Annotated in this window: 14 protein-coding genes; 10 read left to right on the top strand and 4 right to left on the bottom strand. The window is 47.7% G+C overall.

All coding sequences use genetic code 11. The features are described 5' to 3' along the window. Positions 1-180 precede the first annotated feature (180 nt). From NFR61_RS09745 to NFR61_RS09715, 7 genes are all read left to right on the top strand, one after another. Positions 181-3,213, top strand: a complete 3,033-nt coding sequence (locus tag NFR61_RS09745) for a SusC/RagA family TonB-linked outer membrane protein (protein WP_420910119.1) — start codon at positions 181-183, stop codon at positions 3,211-3,213. 22 nt (positions 3,214-3,235) lie between these two features. After that, a complete protein-coding gene (locus NFR61_RS09740) occupies positions 3,236-4,825 on the top strand; it encodes a RagB/SusD family nutrient uptake outer membrane protein (protein ID WP_251623516.1) in 1,590 nt (529 codons plus the stop codon). 20 nt (positions 4,826-4,845) lie between these two features. Continuing rightward, positions 4,846-6,015: a SusE domain-containing protein gene (locus NFR61_RS09735; RefSeq protein WP_251623515.1), complete on the top strand. Its 1,170-nt coding sequence runs from the start codon at positions 4,846-4,848 to the stop codon at positions 6,013-6,015. Positions 6,016-6,035: 20 nt separating this feature from the next. After that, positions 6,036-7,448, top strand: coding sequence for an Outer membrane protein SusF domain-containing protein (locus NFR61_RS09730; protein WP_251623514.1), 1,413 nt, complete (start codon positions 6,036-6,038; stop codon positions 7,446-7,448). Positions 7,449-7,610: 162 nt separating this feature from the next. Further along, positions 7,611-8,663, top strand: a complete 1,053-nt coding sequence (locus NFR61_RS09725; RefSeq protein WP_251623513.1) for a helix-turn-helix domain-containing protein — start codon at positions 7,611-7,613, stop codon at positions 8,661-8,663. Then, positions 8,664-9,182, top strand: a complete 519-nt coding sequence (locus NFR61_RS09720) for a PIN domain-containing protein (RefSeq protein WP_251623512.1) — start codon at positions 8,664-8,666, stop codon at positions 9,180-9,182. It abuts the gene before it with no gap. Between the two features lie 161 nt (positions 9,183-9,343). Further along, on the top strand, positions 9,344-11,416 hold the full coding sequence (locus tag NFR61_RS09715) for an alpha-amylase family glycosyl hydrolase (protein WP_251623511.1): 2,073 nt from the start codon (positions 9,344-9,346) through the stop codon (positions 11,414-11,416). An 8-nt stretch (positions 11,417-11,424) separates the two neighbouring features. Here NFR61_RS09715 and NFR61_RS09710 read toward each other — a convergent pair whose 3' ends face one another. From NFR61_RS09710 to NFR61_RS09700, 3 genes are all read right to left on the bottom strand, one after another. After that, positions 11,425-12,708, bottom strand: coding sequence for a YeiH family protein (locus NFR61_RS09710; protein WP_251623510.1), 1,284 nt, complete (start codon positions 12,706-12,708; stop codon positions 11,425-11,427). A 134-nt stretch (positions 12,709-12,842) separates the two neighbouring features. Further along, entirely contained in the window at positions 12,843-14,201 is a 1,359-nt protein-coding gene (locus NFR61_RS09705; protein ID WP_251623509.1) for an alpha-amylase family glycosyl hydrolase, read from the bottom strand. Between the two features lie 16 nt (positions 14,202-14,217). Next, positions 14,218-16,347, bottom strand: coding sequence for an alpha-amylase family glycosyl hydrolase (locus NFR61_RS09700; RefSeq protein ID WP_251623508.1), 2,130 nt, complete (start codon positions 16,345-16,347; stop codon positions 14,218-14,220). Between the two features lie 181 nt (positions 16,348-16,528). Here NFR61_RS09700 and NFR61_RS09695 point away from each other — a divergent pair, with 181 nt between their 5' ends. From NFR61_RS09695 to NFR61_RS09685, 3 genes are read left to right on the top strand one after another with little or no spacing between them, the layout of a single operon-like run. Further along, complete coding sequence (locus NFR61_RS09695; protein ID WP_251623507.1) at positions 16,529-19,501, top strand: SusC/RagA family TonB-linked outer membrane protein; 2,973 nt, start codon at positions 16,529-16,531, stop codon at positions 19,499-19,501. Positions 19,502-19,537: 36 nt separating this feature from the next. Continuing rightward, the gene (locus NFR61_RS09690) at positions 19,538-21,115 is read left to right on the top strand and encodes a RagB/SusD family nutrient uptake outer membrane protein (RefSeq protein ID WP_251623506.1); all 1,578 of its coding nucleotides are present in this window, start codon (positions 19,538-19,540) and stop codon (positions 21,113-21,115) included. A gap of 17 nt (positions 21,116-21,132) precedes the next feature. Beyond that, positions 21,133-22,149 carry a SusE domain-containing protein gene (locus NFR61_RS09685; protein WP_251623505.1) on the top strand — a complete coding sequence of 339 codons (1,017 nt, stop codon included), beginning with the start codon at positions 21,133-21,135 and terminating at the stop codon, positions 22,147-22,149. A 633-nt stretch (positions 22,150-22,782) separates the two neighbouring features. Here the strand turns inward: NFR61_RS09685 and NFR61_RS09680 are convergent. Next, a partial coding sequence (locus NFR61_RS09680; RefSeq protein ID WP_251623504.1) for a glycine-rich protein occupies positions 22,783-25,584 on the bottom strand: 2,802 nt, incomplete at its 5' end.

Genomic DNA, 25,584 nt, shown 5'->3' with positions numbered 1-25,584 from the left:
TTTAGATATACCTTTGGAAAGTCAATACTGACGTAGGTTAAGCGTGCGAAGACTCCGCCAATTTAAACGTAGGTTTTTTTAGGCGGAGAATTGCGTGTTAAGTATTAATTTTTTAAACAAGTAATCAGAAGAAAAAAATCTATTGATCAAGCTCAAGGAATTAAAACAAATTACTAAATTATGAAGCACAGAAACAAAAAAAATGGATTTCTCTTCGTTTTGTGCATGTTGTTATCGACCTTAACGTTTGCACAACAAAGGGAACTCACCGGTACGGTAAAAGACAGCAAAGGTGAATCCTTACCGGGAGTAAGTATACTCGTAAAAAGTACCGGAACCGGTACAGCCACCGACATGGATGGAAATTATACCTTAAAAATCTCTACGGGGGATGTTTTGGTATTTTCTTTTATTGGCTACAAATCACAAACGATTACGGTTGCCAACCAAACGGTTTTGAACGTTGTCCTGGAAGACGACGTGGAACAGTTGCAGGAAGTCGTTGTCATCGGGTACGGTGTTGCCAAGAAGAACGACCTGACCGGTTCGGTAACAGCCATCAAGCCCGATGAAAAAAACCGCGGTTTGGTGACCAACCCGCAAGACATGATGCAGGGAAAAATCGCCGGTGTAAATGTTACAACCGGTAGTGGTGCTCCGGGTACGGGCGCCAACATCCGTATCCGTGGAGGTTCTTCCCTGAATGCCAGCAACGACCCATTGATCGTTATCGACGGTTTGGCCATGGACAACAGCGGAGTGAAAGGTTTGTCGAATCCCTTATCAATGGTCAATCCGGCAGATATTGAAACGTTCACGGTATTAAAAGACGCATCAGCTACCGCTATCTACGGTTCCCGCGGATCCAACGGCGTTATCATCATCACGACGAAAAAAGGGCGTACGGCACAGAAACCGACAATTTCTTACAACGGGAATGTTTCCGTCAGTGTAAAGAAAAAAACGTTGGATGTGATGAATGCCGATGAGTATCGCACTTTCATCAATGATTATTACGGAGAAGATTCCGAAGCCGTTACTAAATTAGGCAATGCCGATACCGACTGGCAGGATGAAATCTACCGGGCAGCAATCAGTCATGACCACAACCTGACAGTTTCCGGCGGATTTAAAAATATGCCCTACCGCGTATCATTCGGCTATACGAATCAGGAAGGTATTTTAAAAACTTCCGACTTCGAGCGTTATACGGCTAATATCAGCGTCAATCCCACTTTCTTGCAGGAACACTTGAAATTCAATGTCAATGTGAAAGGGATGTTGGCCAACACCCGTTATGCCAATACGGGAGCCATCAGTGCCGCAACCCGTATGGACCCGACGCAACCCATTCGTTCCAATGACGCACAATTCCAAAATTTCGGCGGATATTTCCAATGGGTAAAAGACGGCAAAGATCTGAATGACCCCGCCTGGCCATACATTACGGAGCGGAATGCAGTCCGGAATCCGGTGGCTATGCTTGAACAGTTCAACGATAAAGCCAAATCAAAATCCGCCATCGGTAATATTGAACTCGACTATAAAATTCACGGTTTAGAAGATTTAAGACTTCACATGAATTTCGGAGCAGACCTCTCTACCGGTAAACAAACGACCGTAGAATCACCCAACGCGTCCGGCGATAATGCTTACTATGGCTGGGACGGCTGGAACAAAGAAGATAAATACAATCTTTCTTACAATGTTTACGGTCAATATTACAAAGACTTTAACGATAACCACCATTTCGACATCATGGGCGGTTATGAATGGCAACATTTCCACCGCAAAGGCTCTTACGACGGTTGGGGACTTTATCGTTCAACCAGCACGGCAACAGACGATAACGGCTCTCCCTTAGCCAATACCCCTTACGGACGTAAATTCAGCTCCTGGGAAACGGAGAACTATCTGGTCAGCTTCTTCGGACGTGCCAATTATACTTTGATGAACCGTTACCTTTTGACTGCTACGGTACGTTATGACGGTTCCTCCCGTTTTAAAGACCACTGGGCTCTGTTCCCGTCGTTCGCTTTAGGATGGCGGGTAAAAGAAGAGTCTTTCCTGAAGAATGTTGATTTCTTCTCCGATTTGAAAGTTCGTTTGGGATACGGACAAACCGGACAGCAGGAAGGAATCGGCGATTACAACTATTTTGCCTCTTATAACCTGAATATCAATCCTGACAGTTATTATCCCCTGATCGGAGAGGGTATACTGAATCGTCCGAATGCCTACAATAAAGATTTGACATGGGAAACGACAACTACATACAATGCCGGTATTGATTTCGGTATACTGGACAATGTATTGAGCGGTAGTGTCGATTATTATTACCGTGAAACAACCGATTTGCTGAATACGGTGTACGTGGCTGCCGGTTCAAACTTCCGTAACCAAGTAACCTCTAACATCGGTTCTTTGAAGAATACGGGTGTTGAAATCGCTTTGACTTACCGTCCTATCCGGACAGCCAACTGGAATTGGGAAATTACCGCCAATGCCACTTACAACAAAAATAAAATTACAGAATTAACCGGCGATTCCGATTACTATGTCGCCACCGGAGGTATTTCCAGCGGTACGGGTAATACCTGTCAGGCTCACGCCGTAGGACATGCCGCCAGCTCTTTCTATGTATACCAGCAGGTATATGACGAAAGCGGCAAACCTCTTGAAGGTGTTTATGTAGACCGCAACGGTGACGGTATCATCAACCAGGACGACCGTTATTTCTATAAGAGCCCGGTAGCTCCGTGGACGGCCGGTTTAAGCTCCCGTTTAAGTTACAAGAACTGGGATTTCGCATTCTCTTTGCGGGCAAGTATCGGCAATTACGTATTCAACGATGTACAGGACGGTTTCGCCAACATCGACAAGACGTATGACAACTCTTTCGGGTATTTGCAAAACCGTCCGATGTCGGCCGTGAACAGAGGCTGGAAAACGTATGACAACCCGTTGTCCGATTACTGGGTACAGAATGGTTCTTTCCTGAAATGCGACAACATTACGTTAGGCTACAATTTCGACAGCCTTTTCCATTCAGGCAGCTACAAAGGCATTAACGGACGTGTATATGTGACGGCAAGCAATGTCTTTACCATTACGAATTATGACGGCATCGATCCGGAAGTTTTCGGCGGTATTGACAACAACATTTATCCCCGTCCGTTCTCCGTATTGGTCGGTTTGAACCTCAATTTTTAAATCTTAATAAATACAATAATTTATGAACCTAAGATATATCAAACAAATATTCCCGGCAGCCTTGTTATTTCTGTCGTTCGGAATGAGTTCATGCGTGAACGATTTGGATGTAAATCCGAAGGATCCCAGTACGAATATGACTGTGGATGCCGATGCGCTTTTCAACAAATGCTATGCAAACATGGCGCTTGCAGGCAACGGCGGGGCTGACGGAGACTGCGACATCGACGGTCTGGACGGAGGTACCACCGGTTTTGTACGCCAGCTTTTCAATGCCAATGAATTAACGACCGATGAAGCTATCTGCTGCTGGGGAGACGAAGGTATCCCCGCATTTAACTTCAATCAGTGGAGTGCAAGCCACCCTATGCTGAAAGGTTTTTACTACCGGTTGTATTTCGGCGTAACTATCTGCAACCATTATCTGGAAGTCTGTTCGGAGCATGACGCAACAATGACTGCGGAAGTACGCTTTTTGCGCGCATTTTATTACTATCATCTGATGGACTGTTTCGGAAACATTCCTTTCTTGACAAGTGTTTCATCCAACGCTGCGTCTCAGGCAACCCGCCAGGAAATGTACACATGGCTTGAAGAAGAGTTGTTGGAATGTGTACAGGACATGAGCGAACCGCGCGCCAAAAAATCCAACGACGCAGGATACGGCCGTGCCGACAAAGCTGCCGCCTGGTTATTGCTTGCCCGTCTTTATCTGAATGCCGAAGTGTATACGGGTACGCCCCAATGGACGAAAGCAGCGGAATATGCCAAATATGTAATGGAATCTTCCTATTCATTGCATAAAACCGGTGCAGCCAATTACAGTGCCTATCAAATGCTCTTTATGGGAGATAACGGCGAAAACGGCGCTTCCGTTGAAGCTATTTTACCTCTTTTACAAGATGGTGCCCAAACGACCAGTTGGGGTACTACGCTGTTTTTGATTGCAGCCACTTTTAAGGATGATATGCCAGCCAGCGGTACTTCAGAGGCTTGGGCCGGAGTTCGTGCCCGTCCGGAATTTGTATCCAAGTTCTTCCCGACCAATGCTCCGGAGGAAGCAACTCCGGAAAAAATGGTTATCGAAGCCAATGACGACCGGGCTTTGTTGTTCAGCAAAGGACGCACGCTCAGTGTAGACAACATCGGAGAATTTACCAATGGCTTCTCTGTTTGTAAATTTTCCAATTTGTATTCAACGGGAGCCACTCCTCATAATTCCAAATATGTTGATGCAGATTTCTTCCTGATGCGTGCTGCGGAAGCCTATCTTACATATGCCGAAGCTACCTGCCGCGCCAATGGAGGAACAGTTACAACAGACGGAAAAAATGCAATTGACGAAATCCGTTCACGTGCTAATGCAGCTATAAGAAGTTCTTATTCTTTGGATGACATTCTGGATGAATGGTCCCGCGAATTCTACTATGAAGGACGTCGCCGTATCGATTTGATTCGCTTCAACCGTTTCGGCGGAACTTCCGATTATAAATGGCAATGGAAAGGCGGCGTACAGAACGGTACGAATTTCAGCAGCAACCTGAATATATTCGCTATTCCCGACACGGATTTGAATACCAACTCCAATTTAGTACAGAACCCGGGTTATTAATTAATATGTGGAAAAATAATATGAAAAAAATATTTGTATCCGCACTGTTGCTTATAAGCAGTATGTGCATATTTACGGCTTGCGATGACGACCGGGATTCCAATCCTACCATTCAAGAGCCCGAAACATTCGTGTTAAATACGCCGGCTTACGCCGCATCCGAAATTGATTTGGCAAGTTCTAAGAAAATCAATTTTACCTGTTCCCAACCGGAATTCGGTTATACGGCTGCCGTAACCTATCAACTCCAGCTCTCTTTAAGCAATTCATTCACATTATCCGTAGATGAAGCGGAAGAGGAAGAAGTTCCGGATTATGCAGTCGTAGACGAAACTTATACTTCCTGCATTATTGCTTGCGATGCTTCTTTGTTCTCCAAAGCCGTTATGCAACTGGGCCAATGGGAAGAAGATGATGTTCCCGCACTTCAACCGATTACTGTACGTTTAGTTGCCAATGTGGACAAATATTCCGTAGCTTCCAATACGGTTGACATGAACGTCATTCCTTATTATGTTGAATTAAAGGATGCACTGCCACAGCTTTGGTTTTTCGTCGGTAACGGCGGAGTAGGTAATTGGGATAATTCAACAGATATTCTTATTCCGATGTCTCTGGTAAAAGACTTCGCTTATGATAAAAAAACCGGCGAAGGCGAATTTACCTACACAGGGTATTTTGATGCCGACCAATTCAAAGTTGTTTCAACTCCAGGAGCCTGGGCTCCGATGCTCGGTCTGGAAGCCGAAGGAGAAAACGGGACTGTAAAATATCGTCCGATAGAAAAGGCAGACGACCCTGCATCCTGGAAACCAACCGCAGCAGGATACTATACCTTTACCCTCAATACGACCGGTGGTCCTGCCAATGCGAAAGCCGAACTGAAAGCTTATGAAGGAACTCCGAAAGAATTTACGACATGGGAGTTTGTCGGTGATTTTGATGGCTGGGGCAATGACCCGGTTGTCTTGACAAAAAACACATTCAATCCTCATATATGGTACGGCGAAGTTACCCTCGAAACTGATGGGGATGCTAAGTTCCGTCAATCGGATTGGAGTGACGAATGCGGTGGCGATACATTCCCTTACGGTCTGAAAACAAGCAGTAACATTCCTGTCAAAGCCGGTACTTATAAGATTGTATTCAACGACATCGACCGTTGCTACTATTTCTTTACAAAAGAATGATAAACTAAAATAATTTAAATATGAAAAGAAATTTATTATATAGTTTGGCGTTAGCAACCCTCTTTGTTGCTTGCGACGATGATGACTACAAGGATTGGGCGGATCCGCAACACAATGGACCGGAGACTGCTCAAAATGTAACATTCTCCGCGACTTCGGCATCCGCTATTAATTTAGCGGATGTAACCGAAGAGTCCGTAGCCCTATTCACGCCTTCATTACAAGCAGAAGAAGGTGCGACAGTTACGTATAAAGTTACGCTTGACGAAGAAGAAGTTTTGGATGCAGACGCTAACGGTTTTGTTCTCGTAGAAGAATTGAGCGAAGCTATTGCAAACTTATATGGCAAACGTCCGACAGAACGTACCATGGCAGGAGTGGTGGACGCTTATGTAGATATTAACGGACAGGTTGTAAAAGTCTCTGCCAATATCGAAGTAAAAGTAACGCCGTCAGCTCCAGTGATTTCTTCCGCTTATTATCTGGTTGGTGATATGTTTGGAGAATGGGATGCAGAGCACATGCAGAAATTCAATCACAGCGACCAAGATGTTTATGAAGACCCTGTGTTTACTCTGATTTTCACAACAACTGCCGATGAGCAGTATTGGAAAATTATTCCACAGGACAACGTGGATGCAGAAAATGGTTTTTGGGCAAATCCCGGTGTAGTTGGCGTTGTAATGAATGGAGACGACAGCATGGAGGGCTCTCTGGTTAACAATGATGCAGGAGCAGGAATGATTGCAAAAGCAGGAATGTATAGCATCACGTTAAATATGATGGATTATACTTACACCATCAAAGAAATCGTTCCGGAATATTACATAGTCGGAGCAATGCAAGGATGGAGCCAAACAGCTATGACTTGTATGCTTTATCCGCAATCCAAAATGATACATAGCTATACTACCCAATACCAAGGCGATGCAAATATAAAACTTTGGTTAGGCAGTGATTTCGGTAATTGGTCTGCATGTTTTGGCTCTATAACAAATGACGACAATTCTGTTTCCGGTTCATTAGTAAATACGGATGCCGGTGCAATGGTTTGTCCGGAGAAAGGGGCTTATTACACTTTTACAGTTGATTTTTCAAGTATGTCCTATACTTGGACAAAATTAACCGACCAAGCTCCGACCGAATATACACAAATCTCTCTCATCGGTGCTTTCAATTCCTGGGGAGAAGATGCAGATATGGAAGAAGTGACTCCTCACAACTGGTATATTGCCGGTCTGGAAGTTACCGCCGGAGGCATTAAATTCCGCGCAAACCATGATTGGGCTATTAGTTGGGGTGGTACTATCAACCTTACAGACCAAAATTACGGTGTAGCTGACGGAAGTGATAATCTAACCATTCCGGCAGGCACCTACAATGTGTACTTTAATGATATTACAAGTGAATTCGTATTTAAGACCGTAAAGTAAATTAAAACATTTCACTGACGATATTTAAGAGGCTGAACGATTTTGTTCAGCTTCTTTTTTGTTTCAGAAAAACAAATATCCCCCCCTCTCAATAAAATATTGGGTCAAATGTTTACATTTTATCGATTTTTACGTATATTTGTAAACCCAAGTCTTATCATCATGGAACAAATATTCTCACAAAGGTTAAAGAATGCAAGAATTATGCAGGGCTTTTCAATGGATGAACTATGCGAAGCTACCGACAATATTATTTCCAAACAAGCTATTTCTAAATATGAACACGGGAAAATGCTACCCAATAGTATCGTATTAATACAATTGGCAAATGCCCTTAAAGTTAATGTCGATTACTTTTTCAAACCGTTTCAAATCAAATTAGAAGGAATTGAATTTAGAAAAAAAACGAAATTATCTTCAAAAGGAATTGCTCAAATAAAAGAACAAGTCCTCGATTCAATTGAAAGATATCTTGAAATAGAAGATATTTTAAGCATTAATTCTGACTTCACGAACTGTCTGGACAATATTGTTGTAAGAAATCGCAATGACATTAAACCATTGGTAGATCGTATACGAAATTTATGGAAAATCGGTGAAGACCCCATTGTCAGTATTATAGAATTATTGGAAGAAAATAAAATCAAAGTTATTGAAATCGATGCTCCGGACTCATTTGACGGGTTAAGCGGTTTCGTCGGTAAAAAATGTCCGTTTATTATTCTAAATAAAAATTTTTCTTCAGAAAGAAAAAGGCTTACCGCTATGCACGAATTAGCGCACCTGTTATTAAATATTGACCCCGTAATATCCCCCAAAGAAAAAGAACATATATGCAATCAATTTGCCAATGAAATTTTAATTTCAGAATCAGTTTTCATTCATCTTATCGGTTGTAATCGAAAAGACATCGCTTTAAAGGAGTTAATAGATATCCAATGCCAATACGGAATATCCATCGATGCTTTAATGTATAAAGCAAAAGAATTAAATGTCATCACGGAATCAAGATTCAAAACTTATTTTATAAAAAAGAATCGAGTTGCAGATTTCAAAAAAATTGCAGAAAAAAGCCGATTTAAAGAAGAATGTTCGTCCCGTTTTGAACGTCTTGTATATAGAGCATTAGCGAGTGAAATTATTTCATTTTCAAAAGCCTCCGTATTAATAAGACTGCCTGTACATCAATTAAAAGACAGCCTAAATCTTGTGTAAATGGATACAATCGTCGTCAATGATACAAATGTGTTCATCGATCTATGCAGTATCGATTTACTGGATGATTTCTTCAAACTTTCCCAAAAGATTCACACAACCGATTTTATTATCAACGAATTAGTAAAAAAAGAACAGCGTATAAAAATCGAAAAATTTATAGAGACCAAAAATCTAACTATAAAAATTCACACCTCAGAAGAATTAATGGAAATAGTCCGTTTCCAGCAAGAACAGGATAACAATGTTTCCATCCCGGATTGTTCCGTATGGTTATACGCACAGAAGAATCACTATCGATTACTAACCGGAGATAATAAATTACGTAAATCAGCAATAAAGTCCGGAGCTACGGTATCCGGTATCCTCTATGTATTTGACCAGCTTATTGAACAGGGCATTCTTTCTCCTAAAACAGCCGCAGAGAAACTCAACTTATTAAGAAACATCAACAATCGTTTACCTGATAAAGATATTGCCGAACGGCTTAAAAAGTGGGATAAAAATGAAAAATCATAGAGGAAAGTAAAAGAAGCATCCTCTGTTTACTCTTCACTTAATCTCCGAAGCGATTACTGCAACCGTTTGCGGTTCGGAATCGTTTGTTTGTGCGTTTTTATGGCGAGGTGGCGGGGATTTCAGAGTATATTTGTATCATAAGGATTTTGAAGGATTTTATCATGAAAACGATTGATTTGCATAAAATTTTGACGTATTGGCATGTGCTGTGTTTCGCATGTATTTTTTCTCTGGCTGCGTGCAGTGACAGTAAAAGCGGGGAGCCCGAACCGGATCCCGAACCCACACCGACGGGATGGAACAGCGTAACGGCAGCTCCCGATGAATGGGACGGAGAAAAGCGGGCGAATATTTCTTATCAGTTGCTGGTGTATTCGTTTGCCGATGCCGACGGCGATAAGTGCGGGGATCTGAAAGGCGTGATCGAGAAACTGGATTATCTCCAGAGTCTGGGCATAAAGGCTATCTGGCTGTCGCCGATTCATCCTGCCATGTCTTACCACGGATACGACGTTACGGACTATACCGCCATAAATCCGCAATACGGGACGATGGACGATTTCGACCGGTTGATTGCGGAAGCACATCGGCGCGATATAAAAATCTATCTGGACTATGTGATGAACCACACGGGGAAAGATCACCCGTGGTTCGTCGATGCCCAATCCTCTCCTGAAAGCGTACACCGCGACTATTATATTTTTTCGCAAAACCCGCAGACGGATGTCAAAGCGGGCAACATCGCTATGATAGAAAAGAGCGGATACAATGCCGGCGAATGGTTTCCCTCCACTTCCGAAATCAGCGGCACCTATAAATTCGTCCTCAACTGGTCGAATGCGTCCAAACCGACGGTAACCGTGACAGAGGCCGATGCCGGCGACATCGACGAAGAGAATCCGGATAAAAGTACCGACGGCGCCAAATATCTGTATTACGGAGACGAGGTGTGCAAAAAGTTCTACGACAAAGGCAACAATGTGTATGAATTGACGGTGGATTTCAAATCTTCCTGGGGCTTCCTGATTCGTACGAGCAATACGACATGGGACGGCGGAACGAAATACGGCGCCGCATCCAAGTCGGACAAACTGGAATTGGGTACACCCTTCACGCTGAATAATTCGACGGCTGCGGATATTCTGTTCAAATCCATGAATTTATGGTATTATCATTCTCATTTCTGCACGGACTGGTTCGCAGACTTGAATTATGGTCCCGTTGAAAAGGCCGCCTCTTCTCCCGCTTACAAAGCCATCGCCGATGCCGCCAAAGGCTGGATAGACAGAGGCGTGGACGGCTTCCGTCTGGATGCGGTGAAACACATTTACCACAGCGCCACGTCAGACGAAAACCCGCGATTTTTAAAGCTGTTTTATGACGACATGAACGCTTACTACAAGCAAAAGGGACACACGGACGATATTTACATCGTAGGAGAAGTACTGTCTGGCAGCAGCGAGGTCGCCCCTTACTACGAGGGACTTCCCGCCTTGTTTGAGTTCGATTTCTGGTATCGGCTGGAATGGGCCATCAACAACAATACGGGGTGTTATTTCGCCAAAGATATTTTGTCTTATCAGGAGAAATACGCCGGCTATCGTCCGGATTACATAGAAGCGACGAAATTGTCCAACCACGATGAGGACCGCACGGCATCCAAACTGGGCAAGTCTCTCGCAAAAGAGAAACTGGCCGCCGCCGTACTGCTGACAGGTCCCGGCGAGCCGTATATCTATTACGGGGAAGAATTAGGAATCTACGGATTCAAAGACAAAGGGGATGAATACGTCCGCAGTCCGATGCTGTGGGGAGACAATTACACGACTTCCTATATCGAGAAAATAGACGCCGGCGTAGCGTCAAGCATAAAATCTGTTGTCGAACAAAAAGACGATGCCGCTTCTTTGTTAAGTACCTACCTTACTTTCACCAAATTGCGCAATACCTATCCCGCACTAGCACAAGGCGTTACGATCCGTCACAGCCAATACAACGAATCAAACGAATCGAACACCGCGGCCAAAAGCATTGCGGCATGGTATATGACGAAAGAGAAAGAACGGATGCTGGTTATCCACAATTTCGGAAGCTCGGCCACCCAGATCACCCTTTCGGACAAAATAGAAAAAGCGGTCGGCGTATCAGGCAAAGTCGAACAAAAACAGGAAGAAGAAAACCTATCGGTAAAAATGGACGGCTACTCTTCCGTCGTGTACAAAATTGCGGAATAATCCCGCAATTACCCCAATAGCGGTTTGATGACTCCGAAGAGGAGGCAGGCGATGAGGAAGGTGACGATGATGTTGAAAGTCTGCGCGGTGAGGAATGCCCACATAAGGTGGCGGTTTTCACGCGATATGATTTCTTTAAGGCGGGTTTCCAGTCCCACGCATACGAATGCCAGACTGAAAAACAAGCCGCTGAACATTTTCGCGACGCCCGGTTCCAGCAGTTTACCTTTGGATGTAACGTGAAAAACATCGTTCGCCTGACAAAGACTGAAAACCAGGGAAGCGGCGACGAACCCGATAATGAATTTCGGGAACTTTTCCCATACGATATGCAGGGACGGAACCGCATTGTTTTTCTCCCCGCGTGTAGACAAATAGAGGGCGATAAAGAACGCCACAACGCCTATCAGCACGTTCTGCGCCCCTTTGATTATCACCGCGTGCTGATTGGAGAGTTCGCTGACAATGGCGCTGGATGCCGCCACCCCGCTGGTCGTGTCGATCGTTCCGCCAATCCATGCCCCCGCCACTTCCTGTATGAGCTTCGGGTCGTCAAAAAACAGCGGCAGAAGCATACGCGACAGCCACGGCATCAGATAAATCATCGGTACCACGATAATCAACACCAGCGAAACGATGTAAGAAAGTTTCTTGTCATCCCCTCCGGCGACCCGTGCAGCCGTGATGCAAGCCGATACCCCGCATATGGACACGCCGCTAGAAAGAATCATCGCGGAGCTACGGTCCACGCCCCACCGGCGAGAAATATAGTATGCGAAGAACCACACAACGGTAACTACCAGCACGGCCTGAATCAACCCGACTGCGCCCGATTTCATGACATCGCTGAACAGGATAGTCGCCCCCAGGCACACGACACCGATTTTTATGAAAAATTCGCTCTGAATGGCGGGACGCATCCATGCCGGGATATGAAACACATTCCGTATAATCAGTCCGAAAATGACGGAGAAAAAGACGGATTCAAAACCGTAATAAGCCACTTGCGGAATGGCTGCCGTAACCTGTGCCAACAGGGAAATGCCGAAAACCGCCAGCAGTGACGGCACAATCCCTTTCAGCGGACGCCCCAGCATAAGCCAGCCCAGGCAAAGAATCGCCAAAACGATAACGTAGAGTATCAGAGCATTCTGCCAGTCGGCAAGCATTGTCAGATGTTTGGGAACCGCCGGCAGATAACCGGGAATAAAAACCGCCATCGCCAACAGGACGATACTTACCGCTACAACGACCCAATCTTCCGTTTTAAACTGTTCAAACCACTTTTTCATACGTTATCATTTTAAATCCGGCTGCGAAGAAAAGGAATATTTCCGACTTTTTATTACGTGTAAATGCGTAATTTAAAAACAATGAGGACAGGCATGCAATCCTGTCCTCATCGCAAAAATATGTTTCTACACGGTTATTTTTTCACCCATACCCGGTATTCTCCGGCTTTCAGGGTAAAGGGCGAGGCCGTTTTTACAGTCTCACCGGTGAAGGCGTCGGCGTATGAGCCCGTCAGAGGTTCAGCGAATTTGAACTGAGCGGTCTTGCGGCTCAAATTAAGCATGACCAGCAACTGGTCGTTTCCTTTGGTTCGGGTAAAAGCAAACACGCTTTCGGGCGCCGTATGGTTCAGTATGTTCATCGTTCCGGCATCGAGGCCCGCATACAGCGCCGGGTGGTCATGTTTCAGCTTGTCCAGTTGCGTATAAAAGGCAGTCAACGGACTGTTGTCCACCCATTTTATCTCGTCTTTCTCAAAAAATTCCAGCCGGTGGTTCAAACCGACTTCCTGCCCACTGTACACCAGCGGCATGCCGGGCACGGTGTAGGTCAGTACGGCAAAGGCTTTCTGCAAATCGTCATAGCGCTCGTTCACCGTACCGTTCCATGAATTTTCGTCATGATTGGTGAGGAAGTTCATCAAAATCGTACGGGGGGCGTACAATGTATCCGCTTTCCGGAAATAACGGGGCAAGGCGGCCGCCGTCTTCTTTCCCGCCGCAATATCATTCATCGTATGCAACAAATCCCAGGCATAGCAGGCGTCAAAAGCGCCCTCGGTCAATTCCGGCTCCCAAGCTTCCGCCAGCATAAACACAGGTTTGATGCTATCCAGTGCCATCCGGGCCTGTTCCCAGAAATCGGTCGGTACCATAGCGGCCACGTCACAGCGATAGCCGTCGATGCCGGCATTTTTCACCCAATATTTCATGCTCTCAATCATATAGCGGCGCAAACCGGGCTGTTCGTAATTCAAGTCCGCCACATCCGTCCATTCGGCTACGGGGGCTATAATCGAATCGTTCACCTGCGTGTACCATTCCCCGTGTTCCACTATCAGCCAGTTGTCCCAGCCCGTGTGGTTGGCCACCCAGTCCAGAATAACCTTGAATCCCATGCTGTGGGCCTTATCCACCAGATTCTTAAAATCCTCCATCGTACCGAACTCCGGATTTACCTGTTGGTAATCCCTCACGGCATAATAACTTCCCAGCGTTCCCTTCCGGTTTTTCTGCGAAATAGGCTGTATGGGCATCAACCAGAGAATATCCACGCCCAACTCCTTCAATCGGGGCAGATGTTCGGCAAAGGCATTGAACGTTCCCTCTTTCGTGTATTGACGTATATTTACCTCGTATATCACCGCATCCTTCGCCCAGGACACCACCGCAGGCGTCTGAAAAGCCGCCGGCAGGATGAGGTCCTGCCCTTTTTTATTCTTACAACCGGCAAGCAGCAGCACCGGCAATAACAACAAGCCTATTTTTCTCATAATTCTCATGTTTAAGTTAATGTATCGTGTTATATATAATTTCCACTCCGTTGGCCGGGACATCCGCTATCAATTTGGAATTATCATAACTGAACCGCCCGCCGAACAACGATTTGAACTCCCCTTTCCGCTCCCGTGCCGGAAGGTCGAGCCGAAGCGTCATATTTTCCCTGCCCTTGTTGAAAATAACGATAACGTCCTCTCCGAAATACGAACGCAGGTAAGCATATATGTTGTCCTCCACCCGCAGCGGAATAAAATCCCCGAACATCAGCGCCATGCTCTCCCGGCGGAACGTGTTCAGACGTGCCGTCTTTTCCTTCACCATCTCCTCCTCTTCGCTCAATCCGTCAAAGCGCATCATCCGCCTGTTGTCCGGATCATTTCCTCCGGTCATGCCGATTTCGTCTCCGTAGAAAACGACCGGTATGCCGGGAATCGTCGCATTGAAAGCTATCAGCTGCACCAGTTTATCGTAAGCCGCCACATCCGACGGTTTGCGCTCCCCGATGCGGCGTCTCCAGCCGGCGGCCTTGCTGTCCTCATCAAAACGCAGATCTCCCGCCGCATAAGAAATGAAACGTGCCCGGTCCTGATTGCCCGAAATATAGGACATCAGACTGTGCACCCCGTAGTAATGAAAACTCTCCTCCAGCGAAGCATTCAGCTGCCGGAACCCGACATCCGGACGGGCAAAAGCCGCCACCGCATCATCGTAGACATTGAAATCAAACTGACCGTCCAGCTGTCCCGAACCGACATAAGAGGCTATCAACTCGCGGCTCCCGTAAGTCTCTCCCACCTGATAAATCGTCATATTCTTCGGGAACATAATATCCCGTTTCAGCTTGCGGGTCAGCGTCCGCCAGAATATTTCGGGAATATGCTTGGTGGCATCGTGGCGGAAACCGTCCAGGTCGTATTCTTTTATCCAGAAAAGAGCGGAATCGGTCATCGGCTCATACACTTCCGGACGCTGCAGATCCAGTGTCGGCAGGAAAGAGTCGAACCACGTCGTCAGCCGGTATTCATCCCACCGTTCCGTATTCAGCGTCCCGTCGGGCAGATACAAATCCGTCGCCCAGTCCTTGTGTTCCCGATACAGCGGATGAAGCCGGTGAACATGATTCGCGACATAATCCAATATCACGTTGATATTCTTTTTATGCGCTTCCTCCACCAATTCCTTCAGTTCATCCGACGTACCGTAACGGTCATCCACCCGGGTGGAAGAAACAGGCCAATAGCCGTGGTAGCCCGAAAATTTCGTCCGGGGATTTTTCCACAGGCCGTAAGCTCCTTCCGGATTCTGCGTTATCGGCGACAACCAGATCGTATTGACACCCAGCGAATCGAAATACCCCTCTTTCAGCTTCTGCGTCACGCCCGCCAGATCGCCTCCCATATAATCGGCAATCGGCAACACCTCTTTGCTATTCAACGGACGGTTGTTCTCCGGAATAGAATCATAGAAACGGTCCACCATCAGGAAATAGAGTACGGAAGCCCGCTTGTCGAAACGGTCGAGCTGCGAGGCATCCAGAATCACCCGTCCGTATTCCAAGGGGATAAAAATATCGTTGGAAACGCCGTAGGCATTTATCGCCCACACCCGCATCTCCGAACGTTTCACCTTTGTCGCCGCTTTCGGAATCAGAATACCCGTCTTATCGGCATGCCGGACAATATAGTGCTCTCCGAGCCGCTGATTTTGCAGATAAACCAGCCACGCCTTCACGGGATTCCGGCTTTGCAGCCAAATTGTGTCCCCGCTCAGCGAATCTGTATAAATTTCCGGCGCCTTGTCCGCTTCCCGGCTGTCGCCTATCAACGGAATGTCATACACATAGCCCTCATACGTGAGGCGCAAGTTCTCCATCGGCTCCACTTCTCCCTGCCGGATGAGTTTCAATACTTGCCGGTCGTCGCTCCATTCGGCTTTCAAACCGGAAGAAGTCTGGACTTTTTTTACCTTTTCGGGGAAAAGAAAATAATCCGACATGAAAACAGTCGTCGTATCGGAGTTCAACCGAACCGGACTCGCCAAATCGTATATGCCGGAAACGTCAGGCAATACGATCTCCTTGTGCCCGCACGAAAAGAGTACGACCCAAAGAACGGGCAGAAAAATCATTATTTTTGACATACATCATTTTTAAGGTTCTTGTCAAAGATAGCAATTATTACGCAACTCCCGTCCCAAAGTTTCACGCCTTCCCTCCCCATTCCACCTTTTCAACCATTCCACGCTTTAACTTTTTAACTTTTCAACCTTTTAACCATTCCCCCGTATACAGCAATAAAATCGAACAAAGCTGTTTACAATTATGAAACCACACAGACACACGAAACCACACTTTCTCTTCCTGTTTCTCCTGCTGTTATCCTCACTGGGCGGCATGGCACAGGAAATCACACTGCGCGGGCAAGTCACCGACGCATCGAACGGAGAACCCCTGCCCGGAGTGAGTATCCTCATCCAGGGAACAACAACCGGTACCACCACCAATCCGAACGGAGAATACACCCTAAACGTCAAAAAAGGCGATATACTGGTGTTTTCCTTCATCGGATTCAAACCCCAGAACGTCACCGTAACGAATCAGCAGCCCCTGAACGTCCGGCTGGCGGAAGACCAGCAGCAACTGCAGGAAGTCGTCGTCATCGGCTACGGGCAGGTGCGCAAGAACGATGCGACCGGTTCCGTCGTATCCATCAGTGCAAACGATTTCAATCCGGGCGTCATGTCGTCCCCGCAGGATTTGTTAATCGGCAAGACCCCCGGCGTACAAATCACGACGGGAGGAGGAGCCCCCGGTGACGGAGCCACAATCCGTATCCGAGGAGGTTCGTCCATGAAAGCCAGCAACGACCCGCTGATTGTCGTAGACGGCGTGCCCCTCGACAATACCGGCATCAACGGTATGCGCAACCCGCTCAACGCCATCAATCCTGCGGATATCGAGACTTTCACCGTACTCAAAGATGCTTCCTCCACCGCCATATACGGGGCAAGAGCCTCCAACGGCGTTATCCTGATCACCACGAAAAAAGGGGAAAAAGGACAGCCGTTCCGGGTGAACTACTCCGGCCAATTCAGCGTCGGCTGGCGTGAAGGGGAGATAGACGTACTCTCCGCAGACGAATTCCGGGAAACCATACAACGACAGTTTGCCGGCAATAGCGCCGTCATCGACAATTTAGGCCATGCCAATACAAACTGGCAGGACGAGATATACCGCGTTGCCGTCAGCAACGATCATACGCTCGACTTTTCCGGCTCAAAATTCAACACCCCTTTCCGCCTCTCTTTAGGCTATACCAATCAGCAGGGTATTTTGAAAACGACCAGTCTGAACCGCTACACGGGAGCATTGAATCTGAATCCGACATTCTTTGAAGACTTTTTGAAAATCAACCTTCAGGCGAAAGGCATGTACATCAAAAACAACTTCGGCAACACGGCATCTATCGGCGAAGCTGTCGCATTCGACCCGACACGCCCCGTAAAAGACGGCAACGAAAGATACGGAGGATATTTCACATGGACGCAAACCACGACAGGCAATCCCAATATCATCGCCCCCATCAATCCGGTCGCCCACCTCAAACTCCACAGCGACAAGTCGGACGTAAAAAGATTCATCGGAAACGTCCAGTTCGACTACCGGCTCCACTTTTTTCCGGACCTCCGGGCCAATCTTAACCTGGCATACGATTACTCCAAAAGCGACGGGAAAATCATAGAACCGGAGAGCGCCTCCTGGACTTACGACGAGAAATACGGAAGCGGCTACTACAAGAAATACAGCGAAAAGAAGCACAACGAACTGTTGGAATTCTACCTGAATTACAATAAAAACATCAGCTCCATTTCAAGTGTTATCGACGTCGTGGCAGGTTACTCCTGGCAACATTTCAAGAGAGCGACCAAAGACTACGCCACCAATACTTCCGGAAGCTACATCCGGGAAGACAAGACAAGCGCCTCCGAAAACTACCTGCTGTCTTTCTTCGGGCGACTGAACTATACTTTCAAAGACAAATACCTGTTCACCCTGACGGTCAGAGGAGACGGCTCTTCCCGTTTCTCCAAAGACCAGCGCTGGGGTACTTTCCCCTCGCTGGCGCTGGCATGGCGGATGGACCAGGAGGAATTCATGCAGCAATTCTCCCGGCTATCCAACCTGAAACTGCGTTTCGGTTACGGTATCACGGGACAACAGGACATTGTCGGCAACGATTATCCCTATCTGCCCAATTACACGATAAGCAACGACAAAGCGCAGTATCAGTTCGGCAACGAATTTATCTACACCCTGCGTCCCAACGGCTACGATTCCAAAATCAAATGGGAGGAAACCACGACATGGAACGCGGGCATCGATTTCGGATTCTTCAACAACCGGCTGAACGGGTCGTTCGACTATTATTACCGCAAAACCAAAGATCTGATTAACGAGATACCCGTAGCGGCAGGCTCCAACCTCACGAATAAACTGGTCACCAATGTCGGCGACCTTTCCAACGAGGGATTTGAACTCAACCTGAACGCCGTTGCCATCGCCAACGAAGACTGGAACTGGGAAATCAACGTAAACCTCTCCTACAACAAAAACAAAATCATCAAACTTATCCGCAACAAAGACCCGAATTATGTCGGCGTACTCACGGGAGGCATTTCCGGAGGTACGGGGAGCACCATACAAATTCACAGCGAAGGGCATCCATCCAACGCTTTCTATGTTTACCGGCAGGTGTACGACAAAGACGGCAAACCGCTGGAGGGCGTATATGCCGACCTCAACCACGACGGCATAATCAACCAGCTGGACCTTTACCGGTACAAGAGTCCGGCTCCCAAATACCTGGCCGGTTTCTCCTCTTACCTTACCTACAAGAATTGGGACCTGACCATCGCAGGGCGGTTCAGCTTCGGCAACTACGTCTACAACAACGTACAATCCGACCAGGCGCTGTACGCCCGGCTGTATAACAACACCGGATTCTATTCCAACCTTCCGGCATCGATAAAAAACACCCGGTTCCAGGAAGCGCAGTATTTCTCCGACTACTACGTACAGAACGCCTCTTTCATGAAGCTGGACAATATCACGCTGGGATACAATTTCAAGAACCTGTGGAACAACCGGCTCAATCTGAGAGTCTACGCCCTGATGCAAAATGTTTTCACCATTACCCGATACAAAGGATTGGATCCCGAAATTTTCAACGGGATAGACAATAACCTCTATCCGCGCCCGCAAACGGTATTGCTCGGCGTCAATATCGGATTCTGATTCTCATCCTAATCTGTAAACTAAAAATATACGACCATGAATACGAAATATCTGAATATCCTTAGTCTTTTCCTGCTGACGTGGCTGACCGCCTGTGTGGGAGACCTGGATACCAAACCCATCGACAAAAACATTGTCACGGCGGAAGATGTCTACAAGACGCCGGAAGCCTACCGGCAGACACTGGCCAAAGTGTATTCCGTATTTGCCGTCAGCGGGCAAATAGGCCCGGACGGCAATCCCGACCTGGCAACAAGCGACGAAGGAACGTCCAATTACCTGCGACAGCTGTGGAATATGCAGGAACTGACGACAGACGAAGCGATATGCGCATGGAACAATGCGGGTCTTCCGGATTTGCATGACCAGAACTGGTCATCCGCCAACGACTATATCACCATTACCTACGAGCGTATCTATTACCTCATATCCGTCGCCAACGAATTCCTGCGCGAAACGACCGAAGGCAAGCTCAACAGCCGGAATGTGTCCGAAACCCTGAAAAAAGAAATCGCCTACTACCGCGCAGAAGCCCGTTTTCTGCGGGCACTGGCCTATTATCACGCCCTCGACCTGTACGGGAATGTTCCTTTTGTCGACGAGAACCAAGGCGTAAGCGCTTTTTATCCCGAACAAATCAAGCGCAACGACCTGTTCTCGTGGCTTGAAAAAGAGTTGCAGGAAATCGTCCCGTTGCTGAAAGAACCGCATACCAACGAATATGCGAGAGCCGACCAGGCAGCTGCATGGACTCTTTTGGCTAAAATGTACCTGAACGCCGAAACATATACCGGCACGCCCCGCTATACAGATGCGATTGCCTATTGTAATCTCATTATCCCCCACTATTCTCTCGATAAGGATTACACCCGTATCTTTATGGCGGACAACCACTCAGCCCGGGAAATCATCTTCCCGGTAGCCTTTGACGGTACCCACACACAGACCTACGGAGGCACCACCTTTCTGATTTTCGCCGCTTTCGGCGGAGACAGCCTGCGCACGCAGGACTACGGAGTCAGCGGAAGCTGGGCGGGCAACCGCGTCAGCGACCAGTTCGCCGCTAATTTCGACCCCGGCGACAAAAGAGCCTGTTTCTTTACGAAAGGCCAAACGAGCACCGAAATCAATTCCGTGTCGGATTTCAAACAAGGAGTCATCGTCACGAAATTCACCAATATGCAGTCCAACGGGCAACCCGGTTCCAATCTTAGTTTCGTGGACACCGATTTCCCCGTATTCCGCCTGGCGGATGTCTATCTGATGTATGCCGAAGCCGTCGTGAGAGGTGGCTCCGGAGGCAGTCTGAACACAGCCCTCGGCTATATCAATGAACTGCGGGAGCGGGCATTCGACGACGGTGCGGGACAAATCAACACTTCCGACCTGACACTCGATTTTCTGCTGGATGAACGCGCCCGTGAATTGTACTGGGAAGGACACCGCCGCACGGACCTCATCCGCTACGGACGTTTCAGCGAGACCTCGTACCTCTGGCCCTGGAAAGGAGGCGTAAAAGAAGGACGAAGCATCGCTTCCTACTACGACCTGTTTCCCCTCCCGTCCTCCGACCTGGGAGCCAACCCGAAACTGCAACAGAACCCCGGATATTAACCGTAAATGAAAACGACATGAAAAAACGATATCTATTCTTCTCCCTCTGTCTCTCGCTCCTGCTGACAGGATGCGAAACCGACAATAAAAAATACTACGCCGCGGAGTTTACAGCTCCCGAGCTGACGACACCCGCCGCAGGTACCCGGCTGACGCTCACCGAAGCCGGGCAGAACGATTCCGTTGAAATCGCCTGGCACGCCGCGGACTACGGTTTTCCGGCTTCCATTCTCTACACCGTGCAGATGGCAAAAGCCGGCACGTATTTCGAATCCGCCGTCAAAATCGCCGAAACCAAAGACACCCGCATCCGGACGGATTACGCCACCCTGAACAACAACGCCCTCATCGCAGGCTTTGTCCCCGAAACCCCGGCGGAAGCCGAATTCAGAGTCATAGCGACCGTAAACAACCATTTGCAATCCCTGCATTCCGAGCCCGTCAGCCTGTCACTGACCGCCTACAACGTTTCGGTCACATATCCCATACTTTACGTACCGGGAAGCTATCAAGGCTGGAATCCCGGAGACCCGGAGACCGTCGTCACATCCCCCAAAGCGAACCAGGTATATGAAGGGTACCTTTGGTTTACCGCCAATACAGAATTCAAACTCCTCGGCCAACCCTCGTGGGGAGAGCTGGAATGGGGTTCCGGCGGAGACGGGAAACTGGCACCGCGGGGAAGCAATATTGTCATGAGCAACACAACAGCAGGACTTTACCTATTAACGGCTGACCTCACCGGACTGACCTATTCCGCCACACCGGTGACCTGGAGCATTACCGGCTCGGCAACATCCGGCACTCCCATAAACTTGAATTACGACGAAACCGCCCGGCAATTGCAAATCACCGCCCCGCTCTCCGAAGGGCAATTCGTCTTCCAGGAAACAGGAGCGGACAACCGGACGTTAGGCGTGTATTTCAGCAACCAGCTCATGGACGACGGCAGTGAAATCATCATCCCCGCCGCCGGCGAATACACCGTCACGCTCAACCTCAGCCAATATCCGTATACTTATTCGGTGGAATGAGGAAGTTAAAGAGGTGAAGGCTTGATTCTCCTGCAAATTGCAGGAACCCGTCCATTCGTGAAAATTACTTCCCGCGGATTGCGGGAAGTAATCCCTTTGAAATTTTTTCTTCCCGCAATTTGCAGCGGCTCGTCCGCAAGAACTTTTTTCTTCTCGCAGATTGCGGGAAGAAATTCTTTTGTGATTTTTTGTTCCCGCAAATTACGGAAGCAAATCCGCGACTGATTTTGTTAAGCTGTAATCTACTATGTTAAATCCTTAACATTTTTTGTTTCCTACAAACAGCGGCTTAAATTTTTAACAAAAAAGAACTCCGCCGCTATTTACGGAAACATACATCGTAAAACTTTTCCATACCTCCAAACATTATTTACCTGCCCGCCCCAAACGGAACAACTCCTCCACAATCGGCAAGAGATTCGCCGAGTCAAATGGGTAGCAACTGCGACGCAGAAGCGTATCAATTCTACTCCCAAATACAGTTACAACACAGCGGGAAGCCAGTTGATACGGAGTTCCCCCAAGCAATTCCCTGCCAATCCCGGAGGAATTTACAGGAAAAATCCATTTTTGAAAAAATAAATGCTGCCGTGTAATTGCGGCAGCATTTAGCTTTCATTCCATTTTAAGAGATTAAGGAAGAGCGGGACTGATTCTAATCAAGCCGTCACCTGCTCTTGCCCCCGCCGTCATGGTGGCATTGTAAAATTTCAATCCGGAATAATGTATGGATTGCCCCGTGTGGCTTCCGCTTGTATTCACCGCATTGCATCCGTTGTAACCGGAAATAAACGAAGAACCGCCATATCCAGCACCTTTATCATACTGTTGAGAATAACCTCCGTAATATCCTCCGCCACCTCCACCACCACCTGCTCCAGAGGTAATACCAGTCTGTCCATAGCCGAAAGCATAACCGGAAGTCTGATTTGCTCCTCCTGTGACAGACAAGGTTCCTCCACTATAACCACTATTAGTATGAGCTCCACCACCGCCTCCAGCAGCGACCATAATCCGAGACCTTAACGAAGTTGTACCACTCCACGACCCTCCTTCCAGACGGATGTCACTGGCACCTCCGCCACCAGCGCCAGGTTCCGGTTTCGTATCTTTATTTTTATCATTCCCTCCAGCTCCACCACCGTTCCAACCTCCATCCGCACCCGTGTATTTCCCGTTTGTACCGGAATCATATCCTTTCCCTCCTACGTAGGCATAAAACAATTGGCTACTCGATAATAGTATTGTGCCTTTCGTATATGCTCCGTTCCCCCCGTACTCGTCCAAGACCCAGTTAGTTCTTCCTCGTCCACCTTCAGCACCATAACATTCCATGACGTACTCACCCGGAACAAGCGTGATGGAACTTGAACCAACTGACCTGAACTCGCGTTGTACGACGATTTTTTTTGTCCATTTTTGTCCCGGACATTTATCCGAGGATACCGTTACATTTGTCCAAAAGACGGGATTAGTAGTCAAGCCCGATACAAGTCCTTTATTAGAAATGGATATTCCTGTGGGGGGCGTTTCCAATATCCAATGTACTTGCGGCATGTTCCCCCACGTTGAGGTAACTGTAAAGGAGGGATCAACATTGGTATAAGTATCCAATGAATTTGTCCACGGTTTGGGAGCAATGCACACATTGGTCACCGTCTCTGCCATGCCCACGGCACAAACAGCCACCCGCTTGAATTGATACGTCACAAACGAGGTACCGGTATTGACAAAATTATTATACACCAACGATACTCCGCTCTCATTCGGAATTATATCAAACTTCGATTCTCCCGGCTTTTTCACGTACCAGTTGTATTGGAAACGTAAATCGGGGAAATCAGGACAGGAAGCCTCCTGTACATTGACAATATGCAACTCATTCCCTGGACAGGTCGTATCGCCCTGAATTTTCCCGCTGTTGGTTTCAATCTTTATACTTCGCACTCCGCGAAAGCCAAAATTTGCATACCTCGTATTTATCGAGGAAAAAGTCGTCCCTTGGGCTTTTGTCCGGTCGGAAGTCCTCAACAGGCTATCGGCGTTGAAAAAACTGCCCCCTCGTACACCAAATGCCCCGGCAGCGGTAGGCCAATAGTCCACACCTGTATTGGCAGACCCATCGGCATTCAGTTCTCCGTCACCGTGGGAGTCGGAGACACTGTAATCAAAATTCTTCGCAGCTGTTGATGCGATATAACACATTTCACCTAAGTTTCCGCTCATTTCCATCACTCCCCAATTGGTGGCTCCCGCCTGGGTCTGGTTGGTAGAGGCAGTTGCGAACATCCCGCACCGGACGGGACCATTAATAACTCCTCCGCTATTTACGTTGTGGGTTTCGATCGTGGAGCGTTCCCGTTCATCACCATAATAAAGCAGGTTAGATTCTCCGGTCATCGGATTGAGGCCGCTGTTGCTGTTCCAGGCATACTCTCCCTTTTCCGGTATCTGTGGATACGGCCGACGGCACGCCTTCTCGTATTCCAGTTCACTCATGGGCCGCAAACCGCTCCAGTCGCAATACGCCAGCATGTCATACGGAGAAAGGTATCCGCAGGCGACAGTCTGCCCGTCATATCTGGAGAAAAGGTCGTTTGCCTGGTCAAGATTGTTACCGAATACGGCGGGTACCCCTTCCTGCCTTTGTTCGATAAAGACAAGGCCGTTCCGATAGTCCGGTGAACCGGTAATGCCGAAAATGTAATCCCCGCGGTTCATGGCAGAGAAGTTGTTGTTGGCTACATGTGTCTTCTGCTGCTCCAATGTGAGGGAATTAAGGAACTCCATGTACTGCTCCTGGCTTGTTTCGTACTTCATGATATAGAAACCATTATACCCTTTGGGGTAGTAGGAGGCCAAGGAAACAGACGTGGAGGATGGATTGACGGTGTTCAGGGTGATGGCCGCTTCCGAATCAATAAGACAGGGAGATACGCCGGATTTCGCAAAACTGTATGCGGAGTGGTTGTCTCCGAGGTAGTAACTGCCGTAGGGAATATAAACCATCTCAATGGCATGGATGGCGACATATATTTTATCCAGTTTATTACCGAAGTCGGCGGCAGTAAGCGCTTTCTTTGAGTTGGCCTTGATTAGCCATTTAAGCCGGAGGGTAACCCAAACATTACCTTCGGAAATGGCATTCCGCATAAGGAACACACCAGAGACTTTGGCACTGCTGCCGGAACCTGTTTCGCCCAACATGAAAGAATAGCCGCCACCTGCATTATGACCTTCGCGAGCGAGATAACCGTGATGCCAGGGTTCGGTAGCGCCCCGCTTTTTGTACTTAAGAAACACCCACGCGGCGTCCCAGTTGAAATCATCCCGCCACGAATTGTCCCATGAAACATTTACTTCCACAAAAGCCGTATCGCCGACAATATTGACGACACGCGGTTTACTTGCTACCCGGATATTATTACCGAGAAC

The sequence above is a fragment of the Odoribacter lunatus genome, from assembly GCF_943193135.1.
GTDB lineage: Bacteria > Bacteroidota > Bacteroidia > Bacteroidales > Marinifilaceae > Culturomica > Culturomica lunata.
Note: the sequence above shows the minus strand (reverse complement) of the source record. Positions and strands in the feature narration are given on the sequence as shown.

Coding starts and splice junctions, on each gene's coding strand:
- NFR61_RS09745 (WP_420910119.1), top strand. CDS start 181: ATGAAGCACAGAAACAAAAAAAATGGATTTCTCTTCGTTTTGTGCATG.
- NFR61_RS09740 (WP_251623516.1), top strand. CDS start 3,236: ATGAACCTAAGATATATCAAACAAATATTCCCGGCAGCCTTGTTATTT.
- NFR61_RS09735 (WP_251623515.1), top strand. CDS start 4,846: ATGAAAAAAATATTTGTATCCGCACTGTTGCTTATAAGCAGTATGTGC.
- NFR61_RS09730 (WP_251623514.1), top strand. CDS start 6,036: ATGAAAAGAAATTTATTATATAGTTTGGCGTTAGCAACCCTCTTTGTT.
- NFR61_RS09725 (WP_251623513.1), top strand. CDS start 7,611: ATGGAACAAATATTCTCACAAAGGTTAAAGAATGCAAGAATTATGCAG.
- NFR61_RS09720 (WP_251623512.1), top strand. CDS start 8,664: ATGGATACAATCGTCGTCAATGATACAAATGTGTTCATCGATCTATGC.
- NFR61_RS09715 (WP_251623511.1), top strand. CDS start 9,344: ATGAAAACGATTGATTTGCATAAAATTTTGACGTATTGGCATGTGCTG.
- NFR61_RS09710 (WP_251623510.1), bottom strand. CDS start 12,708: ATGAAAAAGTGGTTTGAACAGTTTAAAACGGAAGATTGGGTCGTTGTA.
- NFR61_RS09705 (WP_251623509.1), bottom strand. CDS start 14,201: ATGAGAAAAATAGGCTTGTTGTTATTGCCGGTGCTGCTGCTTGCCGGT.
- NFR61_RS09700 (WP_251623508.1), bottom strand. CDS start 16,347: ATGTCAAAAATAATGATTTTTCTGCCCGTTCTTTGGGTCGTACTCTTT.
- NFR61_RS09695 (WP_251623507.1), top strand. CDS start 16,529: ATGAAACCACACAGACACACGAAACCACACTTTCTCTTCCTGTTTCTC.
- NFR61_RS09690 (WP_251623506.1), top strand. CDS start 19,538: ATGAATACGAAATATCTGAATATCCTTAGTCTTTTCCTGCTGACGTGG.
- NFR61_RS09685 (WP_251623505.1), top strand. CDS start 21,133: ATGAAAAAACGATATCTATTCTTCTCCCTCTGTCTCTCGCTCCTGCTG.